We start from the raw sequence: 21,943 nt of genomic DNA on the forward strand, positions 1-21,943 counted from the left end.
CACTTTCACCATGACAGGGATTAACCCTTACGCCATTTTTGCCTTTCAGCCACTTTTTTTGGAAAATGGAGCACAAATCGATACTCTGGCCGCATAGCATCTGTACATGCGAAGTGGCGCAGGTATACTCAGAACCCTTGTTTTAGCTTATTAGCCCGGTCTGGAGTCGTTACCCCTCATGCAAGAAATTATGCAGTTTGCAAGCAATCACCCCATCCTGAGTCTGGCATGGGTCGTTTTACTCGTTATGGTGATTGTAACTACCGTTAAAGGAATGTTCTCTAAGGTAAAAACGATTAGCCGCGGTGAAGCCACCCGTCTGATTAATAAAGAGGACGCGGTAGTAGTAGACGTGCGTTCGCGCGACGATTTCCGCAGGGGGCATATTTCAGGTGCGCTGAATGTGGCAGCCGCTGAGATTAAAAAAGGCAACCTCGACGAACTGGCAAAGCATAAAGCGCAGCCCATAATTGTGGTATGTGCAACCGGACAAAGCGCAGGCGATTCAGCTGCACATCTTAGCGCGACAGGCTTTGAGCAGGTTTCAGTGCTGAAAGAGGGTATCAGTGGCTGGAGCGGCGAAAATCTGCCGTTAGTTCGCGGCAAATAATCTTACAGAGGTGCTGAACATGGCAAATGTTGAAATGTATACCAAGGCCACCTGTCCTTACTGCCATCGTGCAAAGGCGCTGTTAACGCAAAAAGGCGTCTCGTTTCAGGAAATCCCCATTGATGGCGATATGGCTAAGCGCGAAGAGATGATCAAGCGTAGCGGTCGTACCACCGTGCCTCAGATTTTTATTGATGCGCAGCACATTGGCGGCTGCGATGACTTATTCGCACTCGATAATCGCGAAGGTTTAGATCCCTTACTGCAGGCGTAATTTTACGCCGGACAACCTCATATATAGGATTTGGTCACATGTCAGAACACAACACCAACGAAATGCAGTTCCAGATTCAGCGCGTATTCACTAAAGATATCTCCTTTGAAGCGCCAAATGCCCCGCAGGTTTTCCAGAAAGAGTGGGAACCGGACGTTAAGCTGGACCTGGATACTGCATCTTCTCAGCTGGCTGACGAAGTTTACGAAGTGGTACTTCGTGTGACTGTAACCGCAACTGTGGGCGAAGAGACCGCTTTCCTGTGTGAAGTTCAGCAGGCCGGTATTTTCACCATCAGCGGTATCGAAGGAACGCAGATGGCACATTGCCTGGGTGCATACTGCCCGAACATTCTGTTCCCATACGCACGCGAATGCATTACCAGCCTGGTATCACGTGGTACCTTCCCGCAGCTGAACCTGGCACCGGTTAACTTTGATGCGCTGTTCATGAACTACCTGCAGCAGCAACAAGGTGAAGAAGGTGCTGAACCACATCAGGATGCCTGATGACAACTCACGCTTCGATTAGCGTCATCGGTGCCGGTTCCTACGGCACCGCTTTGGCGATTACCCTGGCCCGTAACGGCCATCCGGTGCTGTTGTGGGGACATAACCCGGCGCATCTGGCGCAACTTCAGACTGACCGCTGCAACACTGCTTTCCTGCCCGATGTTCCGTTCCCCGATAACCTCTCTCCTGAGCCTGATCTGACCAAAACCATTGCCGCCAGCCGCGATTTATTAATTGTGGTACCGAGTCATGTGTTTGGCGATGTGCTGCAGCAGATTAAACCTCATCTGCGGCCAGACTCGCGTATTGTCTGGGCGACCAAAGGGCTGGAAAAAGAGACGGGCCGCCTGCTGCAGGACGTGGCACGTGAAATCGTAGGCGATGCCATTCCGCTGGCCGTGATCTCCGGGCCGACCTTTGCGAAAGAGCTGGCGGCAGGATTACCGACGGCTATTGCGCTGGCCGCTACGGATGCGCAGTTTGCTGACGACCTGCAGCAGAAGCTGCACTGCGGTAAAAGCTTCCGCGTTTATAACAACCCTGATTTCATCGGCGTACAGCTGGGCGGGGCGGTAAAAAACGTTATCGCTATCGGTGCCGGGATGTCCGATGGGATTGGTTTTGGCGCCAATGCCCGTACTGCACTGATCACCCGTGGTCTGGCTGAAATGAGCCGGCTGGGCGCAGCGCTGGGTGCCGATCCCACCACCTTTATGGGGATGGCGGGGCTGGGCGATCTGGTGCTGACCTGTACCGATAATCAGTCGCGAAATCGTCGTTTTGGCATGATGCTGGGCCAGGGCGAAGATGTAGATAGCGCGCAACGCATTATCGGACAAGTTGTAGAAGGGTACAGAAACACCAAAGAAGTCAAAGCATTGGCTGCACGTTTTGGTGTGGAAATGCCAATCACCGAGCAGATTTATCAGGTGTTGTATTGCGAAAAACCGGCGAGAGATGCAGCATTGAGCCTGCTGGGACGAACAAGGAAGGACGAAAACAGCATCAGCTAACGCAGGACGCGTAGCATCATCACCTGCAGCGCCATTCAGGCGCTTTTTTTATCGGGAGAAAGCAGCAATGTCGTCTGATGAGTTAGAACTGGTCTGGAATAATATCAAAGCAGAAGCGCGCGCCCTGGCTGATTGTGAGCCTATGCTGGCCAGTTTCTTCCACGCGACATTGCTCAAGCATGAGAATCTTGGCAGCGCACTGAGTTACATGCTGGCCAACAAGCTGGCAAACCCGATTATGCCCGCTATCGCCATTCGTGAAATCGTTGAAGAAGCCTACCGTGAAGATCCGTCGATGATACTGTCGGCGGCATACGATATTCAGGCGGTGCGTCAGCGCGACCCGGCGGTCGATAAATACTCTACGCCGCTGCTCTATCTCAAAGGATTTCATGCGCTTCAGGCTTACCGCATTGGTCACTGGCTGTGGAACGAAGGCCGACGCGCGCTGGCGGTTTATCTGCAGAATGAAATCTCCGTCTCCTTTGCTGTCGATATTCATCCCGCTGCGAATATAGGCCACGGCATCATGCTCGACCATGCTACAGGCATTGTGATTGGTGAAACCGCGGTGGTTGAGAATGATGTCTCGATCCTGCAATCGGTGACGCTGGGCGGTACCGGCAAAACCAGTGGCGACCGCCATCCGAAAATCCGTGAAGGGGTGATGATTGGTGCGGGTGCGAAAGTGCTGGGGAATATTGAAGTCGGCAGAGGAGCAAAAATCGGCGCGGGTTCTGTGGTGTTACAGCCTGTGCCGCCACACACTACGGCAGCAGGGGTACCCGCACGTATCGTCGGCAAGCCAGGCAGTGAAAAGCCGTCAATGGATATGGATCAGCACTTCAATGGCAGCCTGGCCGGTTTTCAGTTTGGTGACGGCATCTAGTCTTTAATCAGCGCGCCGGCGTAATCGAGCTGGCGCCACGCTTCATACACCACCACCGATACGGCATTCGACAAATTCATACTACGGCTCTCTGCTCTCATCGGGATGCGGATTTTTTGCTGTGCCGGTAACGCGGCCAGGATCTCAGCGGGCAGACCACGGCTCTCTGGGCCAAACAGCAGATAATCGCCTGCCTGATACGCGACGGCACTGTGTGCAGGCGTCCCTTTGGTCGTTAGCGCAAACAGACGCTCAGGCGATTCTGTGGCGATAAACGCCTGATAGTCAGTATGGAATTTGATGGCGGTAAATTCGTGGTAGTCCAGTCCGGCGCGACGTAAGCGCTTATCATCCCAGGCAAAGCCGAGTGGCTGAATCAGATGAAGCTGGAAACCCGTATTCGCGCACAGGCGGATGATATTGCCGGTATTTGGCGGTATTTCTGGTTCAAACAAGACAATGTTAAGCATAAGGCCCCCGATGACAGGGGCCGAAGCATAGCAAATTATTGACGACCGGAGGAGTAGAGCGGCAACCAGAGGGTCAGACGCAGACCACCCAGTGGGCTGTCATCGGCCTTAACCCAGCCACGATGTTGTTGTACTGCGGTTTCGACAATCGCCAGGCCGAGACCGGTGCCGCCTGATTCGCGATCGCGTGCTTCATCAGTGCGGTAAAAGGGACGGAAAATCTGTTCACGATCTTCCGGACTCACGCCAGGACCATCATCATCAACATGTACCGTGATACCGGAAATATCGACGGAGAAGCTGACGCTGATATGCGTGTGTGAATAACGCAGCGCATTGCGTACGATGTTTTCCAGCGCACTCTCCAGCGCATGAGGGTTGCCATAAAGCGGCCAGGGGCCAGGCGGGTAGGAGATGTCCATCTTTTTACCCATCTGCTCAGCTTCGAAACGGGCATCTTCCAGTACCCCATTCCACAACTGATTCGCCTTCATCGCTTCGCTGACCAGCGCATTTTTATGCTGGGTGCGTGACAGTACCAGCAGGTCGTTGATCATGCCATCAAGACGCTGTGCTTCCATCTCAATCCGCTCCAGCTCTTTACCTTCGCCCTGACGCCGACGCAGTAGCGCGGTAGCCAGTTGCAGACGGGTTAGTGGGGTACGCAGCTCATGGCTGATATCCGATAGCAGACGTTGCTGACCAGTCATCATCCGCTCCAGCGCACTCACCATCTGGTTAAAGCTGGACCCCGCTGCCAGAAACTCCTGTGGACCTGATTCCAGTTCCGGATGCTGACGGAGATTCCCGCTAGCCACTTCATCGGCGGCATATTTCAGCTTACGCGCCGGACGCGCCAGGCTCCAGGCGAGCCACAGCAGCAGCGGTGAGCTGATGAGCATGGTGACAATAAGCAGCAGTAACGGACGGTCAAACAGCAGATTGACGAAATCGAGCTGGGAGCTGTTGGCGGGACGTATCATGTAAAGCTGATAGTTATCTTCGCCATCCCGGACGGCAAAAGGCCCTACCAGCTCAACACGACCATATTTCTTCTTCTGTGGATGATCGGCGTTGTCAGACTGGCCGATAAAGTTGCGGATAACCTGCATTTCGTTATGTTGCGCGCCAATCACCCGACCTTCGCTGGTCACTAACAGCAGCCGCTGACCCGGCGGTGCCCACTTCTCCACGGCGCGAAACAGACGACGCCACCACATCAGATCGTTAGGGGGATCCTGTGACAACTCTGCTTCGACGTGTTGCTCAATCATGATGCCCTGCCGCTGCTCACTCTCCAGTAGCGAGGTCATCTGTCGTGAGTCAAGCTTGGGCACCATTAGCACCAGCATCAACACCAGCGCCAGCGTTAACCAGAAGATGGCGAAGATACGGGTGGTCAGACTTCCAATCATGATGCCGAAACCATCAGGTAGCCGCGGCCACGTAAGGTTTTAAACCAGGGATGACCGTCACGGCGTTCAGGCAGCTTGCGACGCAGATTTGAGATGTGCATATCAATGGCGCGGTCAAAAGGCGTCAGGCGTTTGCCCAGCACTTCCTGACTCAGATGTTCACGCGACACGACCTGGCCGAGATGCTGCGCCAGCAGATAGAGCAGGGTGAACTCCGTGCCGGTGAGATCCAGCGTGACATCATCAAAACTCGCTTCCTGACGGCCAGGATTGAGCCGCAGGCAGTCCACTTCCAGTGTGGGCGAGCTATTGTCATGTTGCTGCTGCTGTTCACTCCAGTTTGAGCGGCGCAGAATAGCGCGGATACGCGCCACCAGTTCGCGATCGTTAAATGGCTTGGGCAGATAGTCGTCTGCACCCAGTTCAAGGCCCAGTACGCGATCCAGCTCGCTGCCACGCGCCGTTAGCATGATGACGGGTGTTTGATGTTGCTGACGCAATTCTTTCAGGGTGTCGATACCGTTTTTCTTCGGCATCATGACATCCAGTAAAAGCAAATCAATTGAGTTATCGAGCAGGTTCAGCGCTTGTTCACCATCGCTGGCTACCACCACTTCAAACCCTTCCATTTCTAACAGTTCTTTTAAAAGCGAAGTTAATTCGCGGTCGTCATCTACCAACAGGATTTTATTCATTTTTGTAGCCCTCCGCAGGCAAAATACCGTGTTCCTGGCGCACCTATCTATCGCTTTACGTAGTTTTACACCCCCTGACGGATGTTTGCAGCTGTCGCCGTACACTGGCTCTCGTTGAATCGCAAAACGGAACGAACTGGAGTACACGATGCGCAAATTAACCGCCGTCGTCCTTGCCTCAGCGATGGCTCTGAGTGTCGCCAGCGCAGGTGCTAAAGATGCGACGACGATTGACGAGATGCATCATGGCGGATTGCCGACAGGCAGTATGACGCAAAATCCGCAAAGCCACATGTTCGATGGTATCGAGCTGACTGAAGAGCAGCGTCAGCAGATGCGGGACCTGATGCAACAGGCCCGACATGATCGCCCAATCGTTCATATTGACGATATCGCAGCACTACATGACTTAGTGACTGCAGACCAGTTTAACGAAGCGGCCATCCGCGCAAAGGCGGAAGTCATCGCCAGAGTTCAGGTTGAACAACAGGTTGAGATGGCGCGCGTACAGAATCAAATGTTTCAACTGCTAACACCGGACCAGCAGGCCACGTTGCAGAAGAATTACCAGCGGCGACTTAATGAGCTGCGACAGTTTTCGAATCTGCAGTCAGCGTCATCGCTGCAGGCAGTGAGTAGTACCAGCAGTAACCAGTAACATAGTATCCCTGTTTTCCTTGCCATAGACACATCCCTGTCTTCCCCCGCCATGATGGTGGGGGTTTTTTTTATCTTTTTTTCGCTTTTTTTAATTTGACTGGAATCATCACCGCGCAACAAAACCCCCATTTTATTAGCGCCTGTTTAACGTTTGTTTGTCAGGCTCGATGATTATTGACTATTCAGGTCATATCGTAAACTTAAGCGTACCGGTAAGCATCTTAAGGCCATTTAAATAATTTAAGTCACTGAAAATAGTAGATTTATAACCTTATCATGTAAGCTTTTATCTTAACTTTCAACGCGTTGCTTTTCCCGCGTTACGCTTGCCGGTTCAGGCGCATCCTCTACACTTAATTCTGTCACTGCAGGGAAGTAAAGTGTCTTTGCGAAGTCTCAGGGAGCAACAACCACATTATGTAGTCCTGAATGAATCTATTAACGGAGTAAGTTATGGCAGAGCATCGTGGTGGTTCAGGTAATTTCGCAGATAATCCGCAAAAAGCGTCTGAAGCCGGTAAGAAAGGCGGTCAGAGCAGCGGCAGCGGAAACTTCAAAAACGATCGTGAGAAAGCATCAGAAGCAGGAAAAAAGGGCGGCAAAAAGTAATTGCCGCGTCTTTCTTAGCCCAGACCAGCATATGACTGTGGTCTGACACTGATGTGTATGACACTTTGCCCCGTCCTCCCCGAGGTCGGGGCTTGTTTTTTTATGCCTGCCGCGCTTTTGCAAAAGAGACTGAGCCATTGAGTGACCCGCTAAGCACTGCCCACCTCCTGATGTTAAACTTTAGCCATTCTTTCATTTGAGTACGCATCGTCGCTGATGCTGCATAGGGAATCTGGCATGCAACCCTCTTATGGCCGACTGGTAAAGCGTGCTGCGCTGGCCGCCACCATTCTTGCATCTGTGCTGTTAATCGTGAAAATTTTTGCCTGGTGGTACACCGGTTCGGTGAGTTTGCTTGCCTCACTGGTAGACTCGCTGGTGGATATTGCTGCCTCGCTGACAAATCTGCTGGTGGTGCGTTATGCGCTGCAGCCTGCCGACGAAGATCACACGTTCGGGCACGGCAAAGCAGAGTCCCTGGCAGCACTGGCGCAAAGTATGTTTATCTCCGGCTCGGCGCTGTTTCTGTTTCTGACCGGCCTGCAGCATCTTGCCTCGCCCAGTGAGATGCGGGCGCCCGGCGTTGGCATTGTGGTAACCGTTGTGGCACTGAGCTCAACGCTGGTGCTGGTCGCCTTTCAGCGCTGGGTGGTGCGTAAAACCCGTAGCCAGGCGATTCGGGCTGACATGCTGCACTATCAGTCGGACGTCATCATGAATGGTGCCATTCTGATCGCGCTGGTCCTGAGCAGCTATGGCTTTGCCCGGGCAGATGCCCTGTTCGCGCTGGGGATTGGCATTTTCATTCTCTACAGTGCGTTGCGTATGGGCTATGAGGCGGTGCAGTCATTGCTGGATCGCGCGCTACCGGAAGAGGAGCGGCAGCAGATTCTGACGCTGGCGACAAACTGGCCACAGGTGCAGGGCGTCCACGATCTGCGAACCCGTCAGTCCGGCCCAACTAAATTTATTCAGCTACATCTGGAACTGGAAGACCAGTTGCCACTGGTGCAGGCGCATCGGGTAGCCGATCAGGTTGAGAAGGCGTTGCGCAAAGAATTTCCTGGGTCAGACGTAATTATCCATCAGGATCCCTGTTCTGTGGTACCGTTCGAGAGAGAGGATTCTTTAGGTTTTTAACGTAAATGAATCAAATCGATACGAAAGGAATGACCTAACGCTAACATTGCTGCAAAAAATAGTGAAAAGTTGTCTGACCTGAATCAATTCAGCAGCAAGCCTTTGATATACTATCTGCCATCACATGTCGCGCTAATCGTAAAATGGCCTTCAGCAGCGATCGACAGGCAGGATTAACCCTTAGTTTTTGAACAATCCAGAGGTTGTCATGATCAAAAAAATTGGTGTATTAACCAGCGGCGGTGACGCCCCAGGCATGAACGCAGCTATTCGTGGAGTGGTTCGTTCCGCGCTGAGTGAAGGACTGGAAGTTTTTGGGATCTATGACGGTTATCTGGGATTGTACGAAGATCGCATGATCAATCTTGATCGCTACAGCGTCTCCGACATGATTAATCGCGGCGGCACGTTCCTGGGTTCAGCGCGTTTCCCTGAGTTCCGTAATGAAGATGTGCGCCAGGTTGCCATTGAGAACATGAAAAAGCGCGGCATCGATGCGCTGGTTGTGATTGGTGGCGATGGTTCTTACATGGGTGCTAAGCGCCTGACTGAAATGGGCTTCCCCTGCATCGGTCTGCCAGGCACCATCGATAACGACGTGGCCGGAACGGATTATACCATCGGTTATTTCACTGCGCTGGAAACCGTGGTTGAAGCGATTGACCGTCTGCGTGATACCTCTTCTTCACATCAGCGTATTTCGATTGTTGAAGTGATGGGTCGCTATTGTGGCGATCTGACCCTGGCGGCGGCGATTGCCGGTGGCTGTGAGTTCATCGTCCTGCCAGAGTTCCCGTATACCCGCGAAGAGCTGGTTGCGGAAATCAAAGCGGGCATCGCCAAAGGTAAAAAGCACGCTATCGTAGCGATTACCGAACACATCTGCGATATCGACGATCTGGCGCGTTTCATTGAAACAGAAACCAAACGTGAAACCCGTTCGACCGTTCTGGGCCATATTCAGCGTGGCGGTGCACCCTGTGCGTATGACCGCATCCTGGCGTCACGCATGGGCGCTTACTCCATTGAACTGCTGATGCAGGGTTACGGCGGCCGTTGCGTCGGTATTCAGAACGAGAAGATGGTGCATCACGATATCGTTGACGCAATTGAAAACATGAAGCGTCCGTTCAAACGCGACTGGCTCGACACCGCGAAAAAGCTCTATTAATTCTCCTGCGGGGGTGTGTTGTACAGCATGCCCCGGCATTCCTCTTATATATTCCCTGCGGTTATAACAGCTTATTTTTAATTCTTTTAGCTCTGTAATGGTTTATGTCACGCTTAGCCCATAACGACATTGGGAGAGTGCGTAATGAACAAGTGGAGTATTGGCGTTACCCTGTTGCTGGCCTCAACCAGCGTGCTGGCGAAAGACATTCAGCTGTTAAACGTTTCCTACGATCCAACGCGTGAGCTGTACGAACAGTACAACAAAGCGTTCAGTGCGCACTACAAACAGGAAACCGGCGACAATGTCGTGGTCCGCCAGTCGCATGGCGGCTCTGGCAAGCAGGCGACCTCAGTGATTAACGGCATCCGCGCGGATGTTGTCACACTGGCGTTGCAATCCGATGTTGATGCCATTGCCGAACGTGGTCGTATTGACAAGAACTGGATCAAACGTCTGCCAGATAACTCTGCGCCTTACACCTCGACCATTGTCTTCCTGGTTCGTAAAGATAACCCTAAGGGTATCCATGACTGGAGCGACCTGACGAAGCCAGGCGTATCTGTGATTACCCCTAACCCGAAAACGTCCGGCGGCGCACGCTGGAACTATCTCGCGGCCTGGGGCTGGGCACTGGATCATAACAACGGCGATCAGGCCAAAGCGCTGGCTTACGTCAGAGCGCTCTTCAAAAACGTTGAAGTACAGGATTCTGGTGCACGCGGCGCAACCAACACCTTCGTTGAACGTGGGATTGGTGATGTGCTGATCGCCTGGGAAAACGAAGCTTATCTGGCCGTTAACAAACTGGGCAAAGATAAGTTCGAGATTGTTACCCCGAGCGAATCGATTCTGGCTGAACCGACCGTGTCGGTGGTCGACAAAGTGGTGGATGAAAAGGGCACGCGTAAAGTCGCTGATGCTTATCTGAAATATCTCTACTCGCCAGAAGGCCAGACCATCGCTGCACAGAATTACTATCGTCCGCGTGATGCTGAAATCGCGAAGAAATTTGCCAGCACCTTTGCGCCAGTGAAGCTGTTTACCATTCAGGACAAGTTTGGTGGCTGGGCGCAGGCTCAGAAAGCCCACTTCGCCGATGGCGGCAGCTATGACCAGGTCATGAAACCATAATGTAGTGCGGTCAGCGCGCTCTGCGCTGACCGCTTGTCCGCCACCATCACGTCTTTTCTCTTCCCTGCCCAGCCGCTGGGTTATCTGCCCGAATTCCCCGTGACATTCTCTTCTCGCCAGGCGAGGATGCAGGCTGATAAACCATTCAGGAAGCGTTGTTATGCCGACCAATCGTCGTGCAATCCGCCTGGTTACCGTTCTGCTGGCGCTGGTTGTTGTGGGGATGCTGGCCGCAGCACTGCATTTCAAAAAGAACAGTGATGCACTCTGGCAGATCGTCAGCGAGAAATGCGTGCCTCATCAGCAAAGTAACGGAGATCCTGCGCCCTGCCAGCGTGTCGATCAGCCGCATCGCTATGCCATGCTGAAAGATATGAACGGGTCGCTGCAGTATCTGCTGATCCCGCTCGACAAAATCACCGGCATCGAAAGCCCGTTGTTACTGCAACCCGCGACGCCCAACTATTTTGCCCTGGCCTGGCATGAACGAACCCTGCTTGCACAGCGACGCGGCTCACCCATAGATGATCGGGTTCTGTCACTGGCGATCAATTCACAGTATGGCCGCACGCAGAATCAGCTCCATATTCATCTCTCCTGTCTGCGACCTGATGTGCGTCAACAGCTGGATCAGCTGACGCCGCAGCTGGGCGGTCAGTGGCAGGAGCTTACGCTGCGTAAGCACCGCTACTGGCTGCGAGCCCTGACGACAGATGAGCTGAGTCAGCAGAGTGCCTTTATCCGGCTGGCCGATGAGAGGCCACAGGCACGGACAGAGAGGGGGAAATATGGGCTGGCACTGGCTGAATTGAGTGATGGGCGACTGGTGCTAATGGCGATAGAGCGGAACTGGCTGCTGCTGAACAGTGGTTCGGCGGAGGAGCTGCAGGATCACGCCTGTCAGCTGATTGCGCCCATAAAAAAGGCGGCTTAAGCGCCGCCTCTGACCGGAATGCTAATGCTTAAGCGCTTTTTACAGCCGCCGCAGCTTTAACGATTACCGCGAAAGCATCTGCTTTCAGTGACGCACCGCCAACCAGCGCGCCATCGATGTCAGGCTGGGTGAACAGCTCAGCAGCATTCTTATCGTTAACCGAGCCGCCGTACTGAATGATGACCTGTTCTGCGATAGCCGCATCTTTCTTCGCGATATGATCACGGATGAATTTGTGGACGGCCTGTGCCTGAGCAGGGGTCGCAGATTTGCCGGTACCGATGGCCCAGACGGGCTCATACGCGATAACCGCATCTTTGAACGCTTCAGCGCCCTGAGTTTCCAGAACCGCATCCAGTTGACGCGCACAGACTTCTTCGGTTTTACCCGCTTCGTTTTCTGCTTCGGTTTCACCGATGCACAGTACCGGGACCAGGCCTACTGACTTCAGTACCGCGTATTTCTTCGCGATGAACTCGTCGCTCTCTTTGTGGTAAGTGCGGCGTTCTGAGTGACCGATAATGATATATTTCGCGCCGATATCTTTCAGCATTTCAGCGGAAACTTCACCGGTAAACGCGCCAGACAGGTTAACGTCCACGTTCTGCGCACCCAGTGCGATGTGGCTACCGGAGAGGGCGTGTTTTGCCTGCTCGAGATAGAGCGCTGGCGGTGCAATGGCGACGCCACAACCTTCAACGCCAGAGAGTTCCTTGCGCAGACCGGCGATCAGTTCAGCTGTGATCTGCTTGCTGCCATTCAACTTCCAGTTACCCATAACCAGTGGATGTCGCATTCTATCCTCCGCATAACGCGATACATGAAAAATCGCTGCCAGCCGGCAGCGTTGTCTGCCAGACAGTATAGAGATCAAATGTAGTGATGGCTTTGCTTTTCGTCATTTTCAGCCACATCATCAGGGGCTCGCGAGCGCCAGTTTGACCGGTTCGACCGCGAAGGTCAGCCCCTTGTCGCCGTTGTCAGCGACCACAAACCGCAGCGCGCCGTCGACCTGCGAAAAGTAGGGTAAATCCTTACCTTCCTTCAGCAGACCCTCCAGCTTTTTACGCCCCTCGTCGGCACTTAACCCCGGTACAAAGAAGCGCAGCATGGCGGTCATGTAGGCCAGTGCTTTTTGCTGCGATGCGCTCTGGTCCGGGCCAGGCAGTGGCAGCCAGGTAATCTGCAGCGTCTTGATTTTGCCAGTACCGGGCTCCAGCGCGGTAGAGGCATAGAGCGTTTCATTGATTTTGCTGGCGGCGCGCGTCAGGTTGCTTTTATCACCCCGGTTATCAATAGCGCGATACTCCGGCAGCATCAGCGCTGCATTGGCCAGATTATATTTTTCGCGAAACTGGCCGATAGTCATATCAAAGGTGGGCGCGCCCGCCAGCAGATAAGGCGCGGTGGGCAACGCATCCGGCCGCTCCTGCGGTGGCGGATCGGCGGCAAAGACCGGAACCGTCAGCGCAAACGATAACAGCAGTGCGCCAGGCAAATTCTTCATTTTGTCGATCCTAACCCGTAAACTCAGGCGCAAATTAAAACGGTTTTTATCCGCGAGGTCAAAAGCGCGGCGGTTCTCTTCTCTCTGGATGATAATGCATGACGTTACAACAAGGGTGTTTTTCCTGGCGCGGCCGGCTGGGACGACGTGATTTCTGGATCTGGCAGGCGGTCTGGTTGCTGACCACGACACTGTTATTCGTCTTAGCAGCAAACGACTGGATTGATACCCAGATGGCGGCCTTTGGTGTGGTCTGCCTGCTGTGGCCCGCCAGCGCGGTTATGGTTAAACGGCTGCACGATCGTAACCGACGCGGCTACTGGGGGTTTCTGATGATTGTTGCCTGGCTGCTGGTGGCGGGAAACTGGAGCATGCTGGGGGGTATTCTGCCCTGGCTGCTGGGCCGCGCCATTCCGTTTATGTTAATAGCTGGCCTGCTGCTCGATCCTGGGGTCTTTCGCGGTACCTCCGGCGCTAACCGGTTTGGTACCGCGACGCAGCCGGTGCGATACCGGCAAACGGCTCACCAGTAATGTTCACTGGTGATATGGCCCGGCTTACGCTTCAGGTGTTTGCGCATCTCGCGCGTCTCTTTCAGTAACTGCTGCGTGTCGCGCACCATCTGCGGATTGCCGCACAGCATCACATGGCTGCTGTCGGCATCCAGCGTTAATCCGGTGGCACGCTCCAGCTCGCCATTGTCGATCAGCGCCGGAACCCGGCCCGTCAGCGAACCGGGGATCGCTTCGCGACTCACTACCGTCTGGATATGCAATTTGCCGTGATAGCGCTGCTGCAGCTGCTGCATCATCGGCAAAAAGCTCAGGTCAGCCGCATAGCGCGCGGCATGCACCAGCACGATGTTTTCAAAGCGATCCAGCCCTTCACCCTGCTGGAGCATCGACAGGTAGGGACCAATCGCGGTGCCGGTTGCCAGCATCCATAAGGTTTTGCACTCCGGGACTTCATCCAGTACAAAGAATCCCGCAGCGTCTTTAGTGACCATCACCTGATCGCCAGGCTGAAGTGCCTGCAGATGCGGACTCAGTTTGCCGTCTGGCACCATAACCAGATAAAACTCCAGCAGGTCATCTTTCGGCGCATTAACGTAGGAGTAAGCGCGCTGCACCCGCTCACCGTCGATTTCCAGCGCCAGCTTGGCAAATTGCCCGGCGATAAAGGGATCGATGGGCGCTTTTACCCGGAGACTAAACAATGCATCCGTCCAGTTTTTGACTTCCTTTACTTCACCATTGACCCACTCAGCCATAATCACTCCCTGGTTGTTGATTATTCAGGCAGGTCACTATTTTCGCGACTCGCCGGTGAGATTGCCAGCCTGCGCCCTGGCAAAGGCTCTAATCGACAAACTGTTGCTTTGTCTTTACAGGCTGGCGCATAAACTTGACAGACACAAGCCTGGACCTTTTCGCTTACCTCTCGCTTTGTCATCTAATCCTGATATTTTGCCCGCCATAACACGATGACTGGCGGGTGAACCGCTGTTTTAACCTCCTTTCACAGAAAGAAATTTTGCATAATCATGATTAGTAAACTGGAAAATCGCCCACTGCTGGTGATGCTCATTGTGCTGGTGGCTGTCGGGCAGATGGCACAGACTATCTACGTCCCGGCGATGTCGGTGATGGCGGACGCCCTGAATGTGCGGGATGGCGCGCTGCAGCGTGTGATGGCGGCCTATCTGATGACCTATGGCGGATCCCAGCTGATCTACGGTCCGCTGTCAGACAGCGTGGGCCGTCGTCCGGTGATCCTGGCGGGCATGATGATCTTTATGATCGGCGCAATCACGGCTCTGATGGCAACCTCACTCGATATACTGGTGCTCGGCAGTGCTATTCAGGGACTGGGAACCGGCGTGGCAGGCGTGATGGCCCGTACCATGCCGCGTGATCTCTACGAGGGTCACGCGCTGCGCCGTGCTAACAGCCTGCTTAATATGGGCATTCTGGTCAGCCCGCTATTGGCGCCGGTGATTGGCGCACTGCTGACCCAGCTCTTTGGCTGGCACGCCTGTTTCGCCTTTCTGCTACTGCTCTGTCTGGCGGTAACGCTGTCAATGGCGCGCTGGCTGCCGGAGACCCGGCCGCAGAGTGCGGAAGTGACCCCTTTCTTTAAACGTTACGCCCGCCTGCTCAGCGACGCGAATTTCGTCCGCTACATTGTGCTGCTGATCGGCGCGCTGGCCGGGATTGCGGTCTTTGAGTCGAGCTGTGGCGTTCTGCTGGGCGGCGTGCTCGGCCTGCATAGCCTCACCGTCAGCATCCTGTTCATCCTGCCGATTCCGGCGGCGTTCTTCGGTGCCTGGTTTGCCGGGCGTGAGCAGGGTTCATGGCACAGCCTGATGTGGTGGGGTGTGAATAGCTGCCTGCTGGCGGGCATTCTGATGTGGATCCCGGCGTGGTTCGGCGTGATGAATATCTGGACGCTGCTGGTCCCCGCCGCGCTGTTCTTCTTTGGTGCCGGTATGCTGTTTCCGCTGGCGACCTCAGGCGCGATGGAGCCGTATGCGTGGCTGGCGGGTAGCGCGGGCGCACTGATTGGCGGCATGCAGAATCTGGGATCGGGGCTGGTGGCGTGGCTCTCAGCCATGATGCCGCAGCGCGATCAGTTCAGCCTTGGTATGCTGATGTTCTTTACCGCACTGGTGATGCTGCTCTGCTGGTTGCCGCTCTCACGTCAGCCGGAGCGCGGCAATCAGCCGGTTACAGGATAAACGGATGGAGCGCCGGATCTTTACGGTCGAGATAGTGAATCGACTGGATGCGGCGAATGGTGCGTGATTTACCGCGAATCAGCAGCGTTTCGCTGGTGGCAATATTGCCCTGACGCGTAATGCCTTTCAGGAGTTCGCCACTGGTAATGCCGGTGGCGGCAAACACCACGTTGTCGTTGCGCGCCATCTCACTCAGCGTCAGCTTTTTACCCGCTTCAATCCCCATCTCTGCACAGCGCTGCAGCTCCTGCTCGCCGAGCCGACGGTTTTCAGCGCTGTCGCCTTTCACATGATGACGTGCCAGCAAGCGGCCCTGCATATCGCCGTCCAGTGCACGGATCACCGCCGCAGAGACCACGCCTTCCGGTGCGCCGCCAATGCCATACATCACATCCACTTCGCTGTCCGGCATGCAGGTCAGAATCGAGGCGGCGACATCGCCATCCGGGAAGGTAAATACCCGTACGCCCAGCTGCTGTAACTGGCCGAGCACCGCATCGTGACGCGGCTTTGCCAGAATCGATACGGTCAGCTGCGACAGCGGCTTGTTCATCGCTATCGCGATATTACGCAGGTTGGTTTCCAGCGGCAGGTCGAGGTCGATCGCACCATGCGCTGCCGGACCGACAATCAGTTTCTCCATGTACATGTCAGGAGCGTGCAGAAAGCTGCCTTTATCGCCGACGGCCATCACGGCCAGCGCGTTAGCCTGGCCAAGCGCCGTCATGCGGGTGCCTTCAATCGGATCGACGGCAATATCGACCGCATCGCCGCGACCGGTACCGACTTTTTCGCCAATATAGAGCATTGGCGCTTCGTCGATTTCGCCTTCACCGATCACAATCTGACCGTCAATTTCAATGGAGTTCAGGACATGACGCATGGCATGAACTGCCGCACCGTCAGCCGCATTTTTGTCGCCGCGTCCCAACCAGTGATAGCCTGCCAGGGCGGCAGCTTCGGTTACGCGGGAAAATTCAATGGCAAGTTCTCGTTTCATGGCATCTACCTGACAAAAAACCGGCAGGCAGTGTATCACAGCGGGGCAGCAGGGCGGGGAAAAGGCCCGCGACGGCCAGCGTCGCGGGCACAGAGATTACTCCTGGTCTTCCCACGCCTGTGCGCGGGCAACCGCTTTTTTCCAGCCGGCATAGCGGAAGTTACGCTCGGTAGTTTCCAGGCTTGGACGGAACTCACGCTCAATAACCGCTTTAGCGCGCACTTCATCCAGATCCTGCCAGAAGCCGACAGCCAGACCCGCCAGATAGGCAGAACCCAGCGCCGTTACTTCACGCACTTCCGGACGCTCAACGCGGGTGCCGAGGATGTCAGCCTGGAACTGCATCAGGAAGTTGTTGGACACCGCACCACCATCCACACGCAGCGCCTGCAGGCGGGTGTTGGCATCGTTCTGCATCGCTTCCAGCACGTCACGCGTCTGATAAGCGATCGACTCCAGCGTCGCGCGGATGATGTGGTTAGCGTTCGCGCCGCGCGTCAGACCGAAGATTGCGCCACGGGCATACGGGTCCCAGTAAGGTGCGCCCAGGCCGGTGAAAGCAGGCACCATGTAAACGCCGTTGGTGTCTTTTACTTTCATTGCGAAGTATTCAGAGTCAGCGGCTTCACCGATCAGCTTCATCTCATCACGCAGCCACTGAATAGAGGCACCACCGATGAATACGGCACCTTCCAGCGCATAGTTCACTTCACCGCGCGGGCCACAGGCAATAGTGGTCAGCAGGCCATGGGTCGAGGTCACCGCTTCAGTACCGGTGTTCATCAGCATAAAGCAGCCAGTGCCGTAGGTGTTTTTCGCCATGCCAGGCTGTACACACAGCTGGCCATACAGCGCGGCCTGCTGGTCACCGGCAATACCGGCGATAGGAATACGTGTACCGCCTTTACCACCAATGTTGGTCTGACCGTAAACTTCAGACGAAGATTTCACTTCCGGCAGCATTTCACGCGGGATATCCAGGATATCCAGCATGCGCTGATCCCACTCCAGCTTGTGAATGTTAAACATCATGGTACGTGAGGCGTTGGTATAGTCAGTGATGTGAACGCGGCCCTGAGTCATTTTCCAGACCAGCCAGGTATCAACTGTACCGAACAGCAGCTCGCCACGTTTTGCACGCTCACGTGAGCCTTCAACGTGATCCAGGATCCACTTTACTTTTGTCCCGGAGAAGTAGGGGTTAATCACCAGACCCGTCGTGTGCTGGATATACTCTTCCAGACCCTCTTTCTTCAGTTTGTTACAGTAGTCGGCGGTGCGGGGATCCTGCCAGACGATGGCATTATAGATCGGTTTGCCGGTCTCTTTTTCCCACACGATAGCGGTTTCGCGCTGGTTGGTAATACCGATTGCCGCAATCTCATCAGAGCGGATGTCGGCATGGGCCAGCACTTCAACCAGCGTTGAGCTTTGGGAAGCCCAGATATCCATCGGGTCATGCTCAACCCAGCCCGCTTTCGGGTAGATCTGAGTAAATTCGCGCTGCGATACCGCAACGATATTGGAATCGTGGTCGAGAACAACGGCGCGTGAGCTGGTTGTGCCCTGATCGAGCGCGACAATATATTTTTTATCTGTGGTAGTCATAAATTCAGTCCTGATGATAAAAGGTGAAACTTACGCTTTACGCTGCTGAGCGCGTGCAACCGGTTTGTCTGCTGGAATTTTTGCAGGTTCGTTAACGGCACCTGGCAGGTAGCGGCCAATCAGGGTGCGATAACCGACTGCACCCAGGCAGGCACCGACCAGCGGGCCAAAAATAGGGACCAGGAAGTAAGGAATATCTTTACCACCTGTGAAGGCAACGTTACCCCAGCCAGCGAAGAAGGCGAACAGCTTAGGTCCGAAATCACGTGCCGGGTTAAGAGCAAAGCCGGTCAGTGGACCCATTGACCCACCAATGACCGCGACCAGCAGGCCGATTAACAGCGGGGCCATTGGCCCACGCGGTACACCGTTGCCATCGTCGGTCAGTGCCATAATCACTGCCATCAGCACGGCAGTAATCACCATCTCGACCAGGAACGCCTGACCTACGCTGATGTGCGGGTTAGGATAGGTTGAGAAAATACCCGCCAGATCCAGACTCTGAACCGTACCGCGTACCATCTGATGACTTTGTTCGTAATCGAAAAAGAGGCTGTAGTAGAGGCCATAAACCAGCGCGGCCGCGCAGAATGCTCCGGCGATTTGCGCCAGAATAAACGGCACCACTTTACGGCCTTCGAAGTTGGCAAACAGGCAGAGCGCAACCGTAACGGCAGGGTTCAGATGCGCACCTGATACCCCGGCGGTAAGATAGACAGCCATTGAGACGGCTAAGCCCCAGATAATGCAGATTTCCCACTGACCGAAGGCGGCACCGGCGAGTTTCAGTGCAGCCACACAGCCTGCGCCGAAGAAAATAATCAAGCCTGTCCCCAGAAATTCGGCAATACACTGACCTTTGAGCGTGTTAGTTGTCTGACTCATAATAGTAGTTCCTGAAGCGAGGTTAAATTTTATCAGTTTTTGTTCTCAGTCCATGAGGCACCCAGCTTTTATGTAGGGCTGATGTGAATTTATCGTTAACGAACATAAACGAGAAATAGCGAAATCGTTTTTTGTGTACTGCGTCATAAAAATGCGCGTTTTCGCGTATTCTGGCTTTCTTAACCTATCATTCGCGCCTCATTACAGCGATAACGGGCCAGTGCCAGAACGCAGCGTCAGTAAGCGCAGCGTAAATTCAGGGATTGGCTGAAAAGTGTTACAGACTACGCCCGCAAAGGCCGCGTTGCTGGACTTGCGGGGTGAGGCTACATACAATCGGGACAACGTTGCTGGCTTAAGCTGGCATCATCAACGCCTTGCAGGAATTTAGGAGAGGTCAGAAAGATGTCATTTGAAGTGTTTGAGAAACTGGAAGCGAAAGTACAGCAGGCGATTGATACCATCACCCTGTTGCAGATGGAAATCGAAGAGCTGAAAGAGCAGAACAACTCACTGCGTAACGATGCGCAACAAGTCGCGGGCAACCACGATGCGCTGATGCGTGAAAATCAGCACCTGAAAGAAGAGCAACACGTATGGCAGGAACGTCTGCGTGCCTTGCTGGGAAAAATGGAAGAGGTTTGAAGCCTCAGCTGATGTGAAAAACGGGTGCTCAGGCACCCGTTTTCATGTCTGGCCTATTCGAGGTCCAGCGCATCCTCTGACAGAATGATACCGGTGTTATCGGCATAGAGATGGTCGCCGGAGAAGAAGGTGACGCCGCCGAAATTGACGCGCACATCGCTTTCGCCAATCCCTTCACCCGCAGCGCCTGCCGGAATCGCGGCAATGGCCTGGATACCAATCTCCAGCTCTTCCAGCTCATCAACCTGGCGCACCGAACCGTAAATCACCAGGCCTTCCCACTCGTTGGTTGCCGCCAGACGTGCCAGCTGCGCATCGACCAGCGCACGACGCACGGAGCCGCCGCCATCGATCACCAGGACGCGACCCCGGCCATTTTCTTCCAGCAGATCGTAGAGTAAGCCGTTGTCTTCAAAGCATTTCACTGTGGTAATCTGACCACCGAATGAAGTGCGCCCACCAAAGTTTGAAAAAAGCGGTTCAACAACATTCACTTCTTCATGGTAGATATCGCAGAGTTCAGATGTATCGTATTTCATAGGGGTTTCGTCTGTTTGCCACAGGAAGGGTTAGTATATCGCTATATGCAGATTGTTGGCAAAATCATCAGTATGAAAAAAGCATCGTTCGATCAAGAACATGCATAAAAAAGTCCAGCCGGATGGGCTGGACTTCTGAAAAGCGCTGATTCAGTGAATCAGAGAATGAAGCGGCTAAGGTCTTCGTCAGCCACCAGTTCATCCAGATGTTTACCGACATAATCAGCATCGATGGTCACGGATTCACCGTGACGATCGCTGGCGTCATACGAGATATCTTCCATCAGACGTTCCAGCACGGTATGCAGACGGCGCGCACCAATGTTTTCGGTGGTTTCGTTGACCTGCCATGCGGCTTCAGCGATCCGGCGGATACCCTCTTCGGTGAACTCAATGTTCACGCCCTCGGTATTCATCAGCGCTTTGTACTGTACGGTGATGGAGGCATTCGGCTCGGTCAGAATGCGCTGGAAATCATTCACGGTCAGCGCCTGCAGTTCTACACGGATTGGCAGACGACCCTGCAGTTCCGGAATCAGATCGGAAGGGCTGGCAACCTGAAACGCGCCTGAGGCGATAAACAGAATGTGGTCGGTTTTCACCATGCCATGCTTGGTCGAAACGGTGCAGCCTTCAACCAGCGGCAGCAGGTCACGCTGAACACCTTCGCGAGAAACATCCGGGCCGCCAGCATTCTGGCCGCCGCGCTTACAGATTTTATCGATCTCATCGATAAACACGATACCGTGCTGTTCAACCGCATCAATCGCGTCCTGCTTAAGTTCTTCAGGGTTAACCAGTTTTGCCGCTTCTTCTTCGATCAGCAGCTTCATCGCTTCTTTGATCTTCAGCTTACGGGCTTTCTGCTTCTGACCGCCCAGGTTCTGGAACATCGACTGCAGCTGGCTGGTCATCTCTTCCATGCCAGGAGGCGCCATGATCTCAACACCAGGCGCGCTGGCGGCCAGATCGATCTCAATCTCTTTATCGTCCAGCTGACCTTCGCGCAGCTTCTTGCGGAACGACTGACGCGCCGCCGAAGGCTCAGCGCTCTGCTCTGACTGGCCCCAGTTGTTTTTCGCTGGCGGAATCAGCACATCCAGAATGCGCTCTTCGGCCATCTCTTCGGCACGGTATTTGTTCTTTTCAATCGCCTGACTGCGCACCATCTTAATGGCCGAATCGGTCAGATCACGAATGATAGAGTCCACTTCCTTACCGACATAACCCACTTCAGTAAATTTAGTCGCTTCGACTTTGATGAACGGTGCATTGGCCAGTTTAGCCAGACGACGCGCGATCTCGGTTTTACCGACACCGGTCGGACCGATCATCAGGATGTTTTTAGGGGTCACTTCATGACGCAACTCTTCGTCGAGCTGCATGCGGCGCCAGCGGTTGCGCAGTGCAATCGCCACGGCGCGCTTGGCGCTGTCCTGGCCGATGATAAAGCGGTTCAGTTCGCTGACGATTTCGCGTGGAGTCATCTCAGACAT

At 54.3% G+C, this 21,943-nt stretch carries 25 protein-coding genes; 14 read left to right on the plus strand and 11 right to left on the minus strand.

Annotation, left to right across the window (positions count from 1 at the left end; translation table 11 throughout):
- Positions 1-178: 178 nt before the first annotated feature.
- The 5 genes from QSK07_RS21070 (at position 179) to cysE (ending at position 3,298) form a co-directional block, all read left to right on the plus strand.
- A complete protein-coding gene (locus QSK07_RS21070) occupies positions 179-610 on the plus strand; it encodes a rhodanese-like domain-containing protein (RefSeq protein WP_098052020.1) in 432 nt (143 codons plus the stop codon).
- A gap of 19 nt (positions 611-629) precedes the next feature.
- A complete protein-coding gene (gene grxC, locus QSK07_RS21075) occupies positions 630-884 on the plus strand; it encodes a glutaredoxin 3 (protein WP_008926942.1) in 255 nt (84 codons plus the stop codon).
- Positions 885-922: 38 nt separating this feature from the next.
- Positions 923-1,393 carry a protein-export chaperone SecB gene (gene secB / locus QSK07_RS21080; RefSeq protein WP_010258229.1) on the plus strand — a complete coding sequence of 157 codons (471 nt, stop codon included), beginning with the start codon at positions 923-925 and terminating at the stop codon, positions 1,391-1,393.
- Positions 1,393-2,409 (plus strand): NAD(P)H-dependent glycerol-3-phosphate dehydrogenase, encoded by a 1,017-nt coding sequence (gene gpsA / locus QSK07_RS21085; RefSeq protein WP_285722899.1) that lies wholly within the window; start codon positions 1,393-1,395, stop codon positions 2,407-2,409. The genes secB and gpsA overlap by 1 nt, the downstream gene beginning before the upstream one ends.
- Before the next feature lie 67 nt (positions 2,410-2,476).
- Positions 2,477-3,298 (plus strand): serine O-acetyltransferase, encoded by an 822-nt coding sequence (cysE, locus tag QSK07_RS21090; RefSeq protein ID WP_013359486.1) that lies wholly within the window; start codon positions 2,477-2,479, stop codon positions 3,296-3,298.
- Here cysE and trmL read toward each other — a convergent pair.
- From trmL to cpxR, 3 genes are read right to left on the minus strand one after another with little or no spacing between them, the layout of a single operon-like run.
- The gene (gene trmL, locus QSK07_RS21095) at positions 3,295-3,768 is read right to left on the minus strand and encodes a tRNA (uridine(34)/cytosine(34)/5-carboxymethylaminomethyluridine(34)-2'-O)-methyltransferase TrmL (RefSeq protein ID WP_285722902.1); all 474 of its coding nucleotides are present in this window, start codon (positions 3,766-3,768) and stop codon (positions 3,295-3,297) included. The two genes, cysE and trmL, sit on opposite strands and share 4 nt — an antisense overlap.
- Before the next feature lie 35 nt (positions 3,769-3,803).
- Positions 3,804-5,183: an envelope stress sensor histidine kinase CpxA gene (cpxA, locus tag QSK07_RS21100; RefSeq protein ID WP_098052023.1), complete on the minus strand. Its 1,380-nt coding sequence runs from the start codon at positions 5,181-5,183 to the stop codon at positions 3,804-3,806.
- Positions 5,180-5,878 (minus strand): envelope stress response regulator transcription factor CpxR, encoded by a 699-nt coding sequence (gene cpxR, locus QSK07_RS21105; protein ID WP_009088062.1) that lies wholly within the window; start codon positions 5,876-5,878, stop codon positions 5,180-5,182. Before cpxR ends, cpxA begins: the two co-directional genes overlap by 4 nt.
- 148 nt (positions 5,879-6,026) lie before the next feature.
- Here cpxR and cpxP point away from each other — a divergent pair, with 148 nt between their 5' ends.
- The 6 genes from cpxP (at position 6,027) to QSK07_RS21135 (ending at position 11,526) form a co-directional block, all read left to right on the plus strand.
- Positions 6,027-6,536: a cell-envelope stress modulator CpxP gene (gene cpxP, locus QSK07_RS21110; protein ID WP_285722905.1), complete on the plus strand. Its 510-nt coding sequence runs from the start codon at positions 6,027-6,029 to the stop codon at positions 6,534-6,536.
- Positions 6,537-6,991: 455 nt separating this feature from the next.
- A complete protein-coding gene (locus QSK07_RS21115; protein WP_098052025.1) occupies positions 6,992-7,147 on the plus strand; it encodes a con-10 family general stress protein in 156 nt (51 codons plus the stop codon).
- Between the two features lie 237 nt (positions 7,148-7,384).
- A complete protein-coding gene (gene fieF / locus QSK07_RS21120; RefSeq protein ID WP_033784292.1) occupies positions 7,385-8,287 on the plus strand; it encodes a CDF family cation-efflux transporter FieF in 903 nt (300 codons plus the stop codon).
- A gap of 208 nt (positions 8,288-8,495) precedes the next feature.
- Positions 8,496-9,458, plus strand: a complete 963-nt coding sequence (gene pfkA, locus QSK07_RS21125) for a 6-phosphofructokinase (protein WP_003851263.1) — start codon at positions 8,496-8,498, stop codon at positions 9,456-9,458.
- Between the two features lie 144 nt (positions 9,459-9,602).
- The gene (locus tag QSK07_RS21130; RefSeq protein ID WP_098052026.1) at positions 9,603-10,592 is read left to right on the plus strand and encodes a sulfate ABC transporter substrate-binding protein; all 990 of its coding nucleotides are present in this window, start codon (positions 9,603-9,605) and stop codon (positions 10,590-10,592) included.
- A 160-nt stretch (positions 10,593-10,752) separates the two neighbouring features.
- Positions 10,753-11,526, plus strand: coding sequence for a CDP-diacylglycerol diphosphatase (locus QSK07_RS21135; RefSeq protein ID WP_285722910.1), 774 nt, complete (start codon positions 10,753-10,755; stop codon positions 11,524-11,526).
- A 28-nt stretch (positions 11,527-11,554) separates the two neighbouring features.
- On the opposite strand, the gene tpiA is transcribed toward QSK07_RS21135, so the two are convergent.
- Positions 11,555-12,322 (minus strand): triose-phosphate isomerase, encoded by a 768-nt coding sequence (tpiA, locus tag QSK07_RS21140; RefSeq protein WP_285722912.1) that lies wholly within the window; start codon positions 12,320-12,322, stop codon positions 11,555-11,557.
- Between the two features lie 120 nt (positions 12,323-12,442).
- Positions 12,443-13,033 (minus strand): DUF1454 family protein, encoded by a 591-nt coding sequence (locus tag QSK07_RS21145; RefSeq protein ID WP_098052028.1) that lies wholly within the window; start codon positions 13,031-13,033, stop codon positions 12,443-12,445.
- Between the two features lie 98 nt (positions 13,034-13,131).
- Between QSK07_RS21145 and QSK07_RS21150 the strand changes: the two genes are divergently transcribed.
- Complete coding sequence (locus QSK07_RS21150; RefSeq protein ID WP_285722915.1) at positions 13,132-13,566, plus strand: DUF805 domain-containing protein; 435 nt, start codon at positions 13,132-13,134, stop codon at positions 13,564-13,566.
- Here the strand turns inward: QSK07_RS21150 and fpr are convergent.
- The gene (gene fpr / locus QSK07_RS21155) at positions 13,557-14,303 is read right to left on the minus strand and encodes a ferredoxin--NADP(+) reductase (RefSeq protein WP_285722917.1); all 747 of its coding nucleotides are present in this window, start codon (positions 14,301-14,303) and stop codon (positions 13,557-13,559) included. The genes QSK07_RS21150 and fpr overlap by 10 nt on opposite strands.
- Before the next feature lie 273 nt (positions 14,304-14,576).
- Here fpr and emrD point away from each other — a divergent pair, with 273 nt between their 5' ends.
- On the plus strand, positions 14,577-15,770 hold the full coding sequence (gene emrD / locus QSK07_RS21160) for a multidrug efflux MFS transporter EmrD (protein ID WP_275222585.1): 1,194 nt from the start codon (positions 14,577-14,579) through the stop codon (positions 15,768-15,770).
- On the opposite strand, the gene glpX is transcribed toward emrD, so the two are convergent.
- The 3 genes from glpX to QSK07_RS21175 form a co-directional block, all read right to left on the minus strand.
- Positions 15,760-16,770, minus strand: coding sequence for a class II fructose-bisphosphatase (gene glpX, locus QSK07_RS21165; protein ID WP_275222584.1), 1,011 nt, complete (start codon positions 16,768-16,770; stop codon positions 15,760-15,762). The two genes, emrD and glpX, sit on opposite strands and share 11 nt — an antisense overlap.
- A gap of 96 nt (positions 16,771-16,866) precedes the next feature.
- The gene (gene glpK, locus QSK07_RS21170) at positions 16,867-18,378 is read right to left on the minus strand and encodes a glycerol kinase GlpK (RefSeq protein ID WP_098052033.1); all 1,512 of its coding nucleotides are present in this window, start codon (positions 18,376-18,378) and stop codon (positions 16,867-16,869) included.
- A 30-nt stretch (positions 18,379-18,408) separates the two neighbouring features.
- Complete coding sequence (locus QSK07_RS21175) at positions 18,409-19,263, minus strand: MIP/aquaporin family protein (protein WP_098052034.1); 855 nt, start codon at positions 19,261-19,263, stop codon at positions 18,409-18,411.
- Positions 19,264-19,668: 405 nt separating this feature from the next.
- On the opposite strand from QSK07_RS21175, the gene zapB reads away from it, so the two are divergent.
- On the plus strand, positions 19,669-19,908 hold the full coding sequence (gene zapB / locus QSK07_RS21180; RefSeq protein WP_003851242.1) for a cell division protein ZapB: 240 nt from the start codon (positions 19,669-19,671) through the stop codon (positions 19,906-19,908).
- A gap of 53 nt (positions 19,909-19,961) precedes the next feature.
- Here the strand turns inward: zapB and rraA are convergent, their stop codons facing one another.
- Both rraA and hslU read right to left on the minus strand, forming a co-directional pair.
- Complete coding sequence (rraA, locus tag QSK07_RS21185) at positions 19,962-20,447, minus strand: ribonuclease E activity regulator RraA (protein WP_009088032.1); 486 nt, start codon at positions 20,445-20,447, stop codon at positions 19,962-19,964.
- 158 nt (positions 20,448-20,605) lie between these two features.
- Positions 20,606-21,943, minus strand: a complete 1,338-nt coding sequence (gene hslU, locus QSK07_RS21190) for an ATP-dependent protease ATPase subunit HslU (RefSeq protein ID WP_098052036.1) — start codon at positions 21,941-21,943, stop codon at positions 20,606-20,608.

It is taken from the genome of Pantoea sp. QMID4, from assembly GCF_030270445.1.
Lineage (GTDB): Bacteria > Pseudomonadota > Gammaproteobacteria > Enterobacterales > Enterobacteriaceae > Pantoea > Pantoea vagans.

Coding starts and splice junctions, on each gene's coding strand:
- cpxP (WP_285722905.1), top strand. CDS start 6,027: ATGCGCAAATTAACCGCCGTCGTCCTTGCCTCAGCGATGGCTCTGAGT.
- fieF (WP_033784292.1), top strand. CDS start 7,385: ATGCAACCCTCTTATGGCCGACTGGTAAAGCGTGCTGCGCTGGCCGCC.
- cpxR (WP_009088062.1), bottom strand. CDS start 5,878: ATGAATAAAATCCTGTTGGTAGATGACGACCGCGAATTAACTTCGCTT.
- glpX (WP_275222584.1), bottom strand. CDS start 16,770: ATGAAACGAGAACTTGCCATTGAATTTTCCCGCGTAACCGAAGCTGCC.
- cpxA (WP_098052023.1), bottom strand. CDS start 5,183: ATGATTGGAAGTCTGACCACCCGTATCTTCGCCATCTTCTGGTTAACG.
- cysE (WP_013359486.1), top strand. CDS start 2,477: ATGTCGTCTGATGAGTTAGAACTGGTCTGGAATAATATCAAAGCAGAA.
- gpsA (WP_285722899.1), top strand. CDS start 1,393: ATGACAACTCACGCTTCGATTAGCGTCATCGGTGCCGGTTCCTACGGC.
- QSK07_RS21070 (WP_098052020.1), top strand. CDS start 179: ATGCAAGAAATTATGCAGTTTGCAAGCAATCACCCCATCCTGAGTCTG.
- QSK07_RS21175 (WP_098052034.1), bottom strand. CDS start 19,263: ATGAGTCAGACAACTAACACGCTCAAAGGTCAGTGTATTGCCGAATTT.
- QSK07_RS21130 (WP_098052026.1), top strand. CDS start 9,603: ATGAACAAGTGGAGTATTGGCGTTACCCTGTTGCTGGCCTCAACCAGC.
- hslU (WP_098052036.1), bottom strand. CDS start 21,943: ATGTCTGAGATGACTCCACGCGAAATCGTCAGCGAACTGAACCGCTTT.
- fpr (WP_285722917.1), bottom strand. CDS start 14,303: ATGGCTGAGTGGGTCAATGGTGAAGTAAAGGAAGTCAAAAACTGGACG.
- glpK (WP_098052033.1), bottom strand. CDS start 18,378: ATGACTACCACAGATAAAAAATATATTGTCGCGCTCGATCAGGGCACA.
- grxC (WP_008926942.1), top strand. CDS start 630: ATGGCAAATGTTGAAATGTATACCAAGGCCACCTGTCCTTACTGCCAT.
- trmL (WP_285722902.1), bottom strand. CDS start 3,768: ATGCTTAACATTGTCTTGTTTGAACCAGAAATACCGCCAAATACCGGC.
- QSK07_RS21145 (WP_098052028.1), bottom strand. CDS start 13,033: ATGAAGAATTTGCCTGGCGCACTGCTGTTATCGTTTGCGCTGACGGTT.
- QSK07_RS21135 (WP_285722910.1), top strand. CDS start 10,753: ATGCCGACCAATCGTCGTGCAATCCGCCTGGTTACCGTTCTGCTGGCG.
- secB (WP_010258229.1), top strand. CDS start 923: ATGTCAGAACACAACACCAACGAAATGCAGTTCCAGATTCAGCGCGTA.
- tpiA (WP_285722912.1), bottom strand. CDS start 12,322: ATGCGACATCCACTGGTTATGGGTAACTGGAAGTTGAATGGCAGCAAG.
- pfkA (WP_003851263.1), top strand. CDS start 8,496: ATGATCAAAAAAATTGGTGTATTAACCAGCGGCGGTGACGCCCCAGGC.
- zapB (WP_003851242.1), top strand. CDS start 19,669: ATGTCATTTGAAGTGTTTGAGAAACTGGAAGCGAAAGTACAGCAGGCG.
- rraA (WP_009088032.1), bottom strand. CDS start 20,447: ATGAAATACGATACATCTGAACTCTGCGATATCTACCATGAAGAAGTG.
- QSK07_RS21115 (WP_098052025.1), top strand. CDS start 6,992: ATGGCAGAGCATCGTGGTGGTTCAGGTAATTTCGCAGATAATCCGCAA.
- QSK07_RS21150 (WP_285722915.1), top strand. CDS start 13,132: ATGACGTTACAACAAGGGTGTTTTTCCTGGCGCGGCCGGCTGGGACGA.
- emrD (WP_275222585.1), top strand. CDS start 14,577: ATGATTAGTAAACTGGAAAATCGCCCACTGCTGGTGATGCTCATTGTG.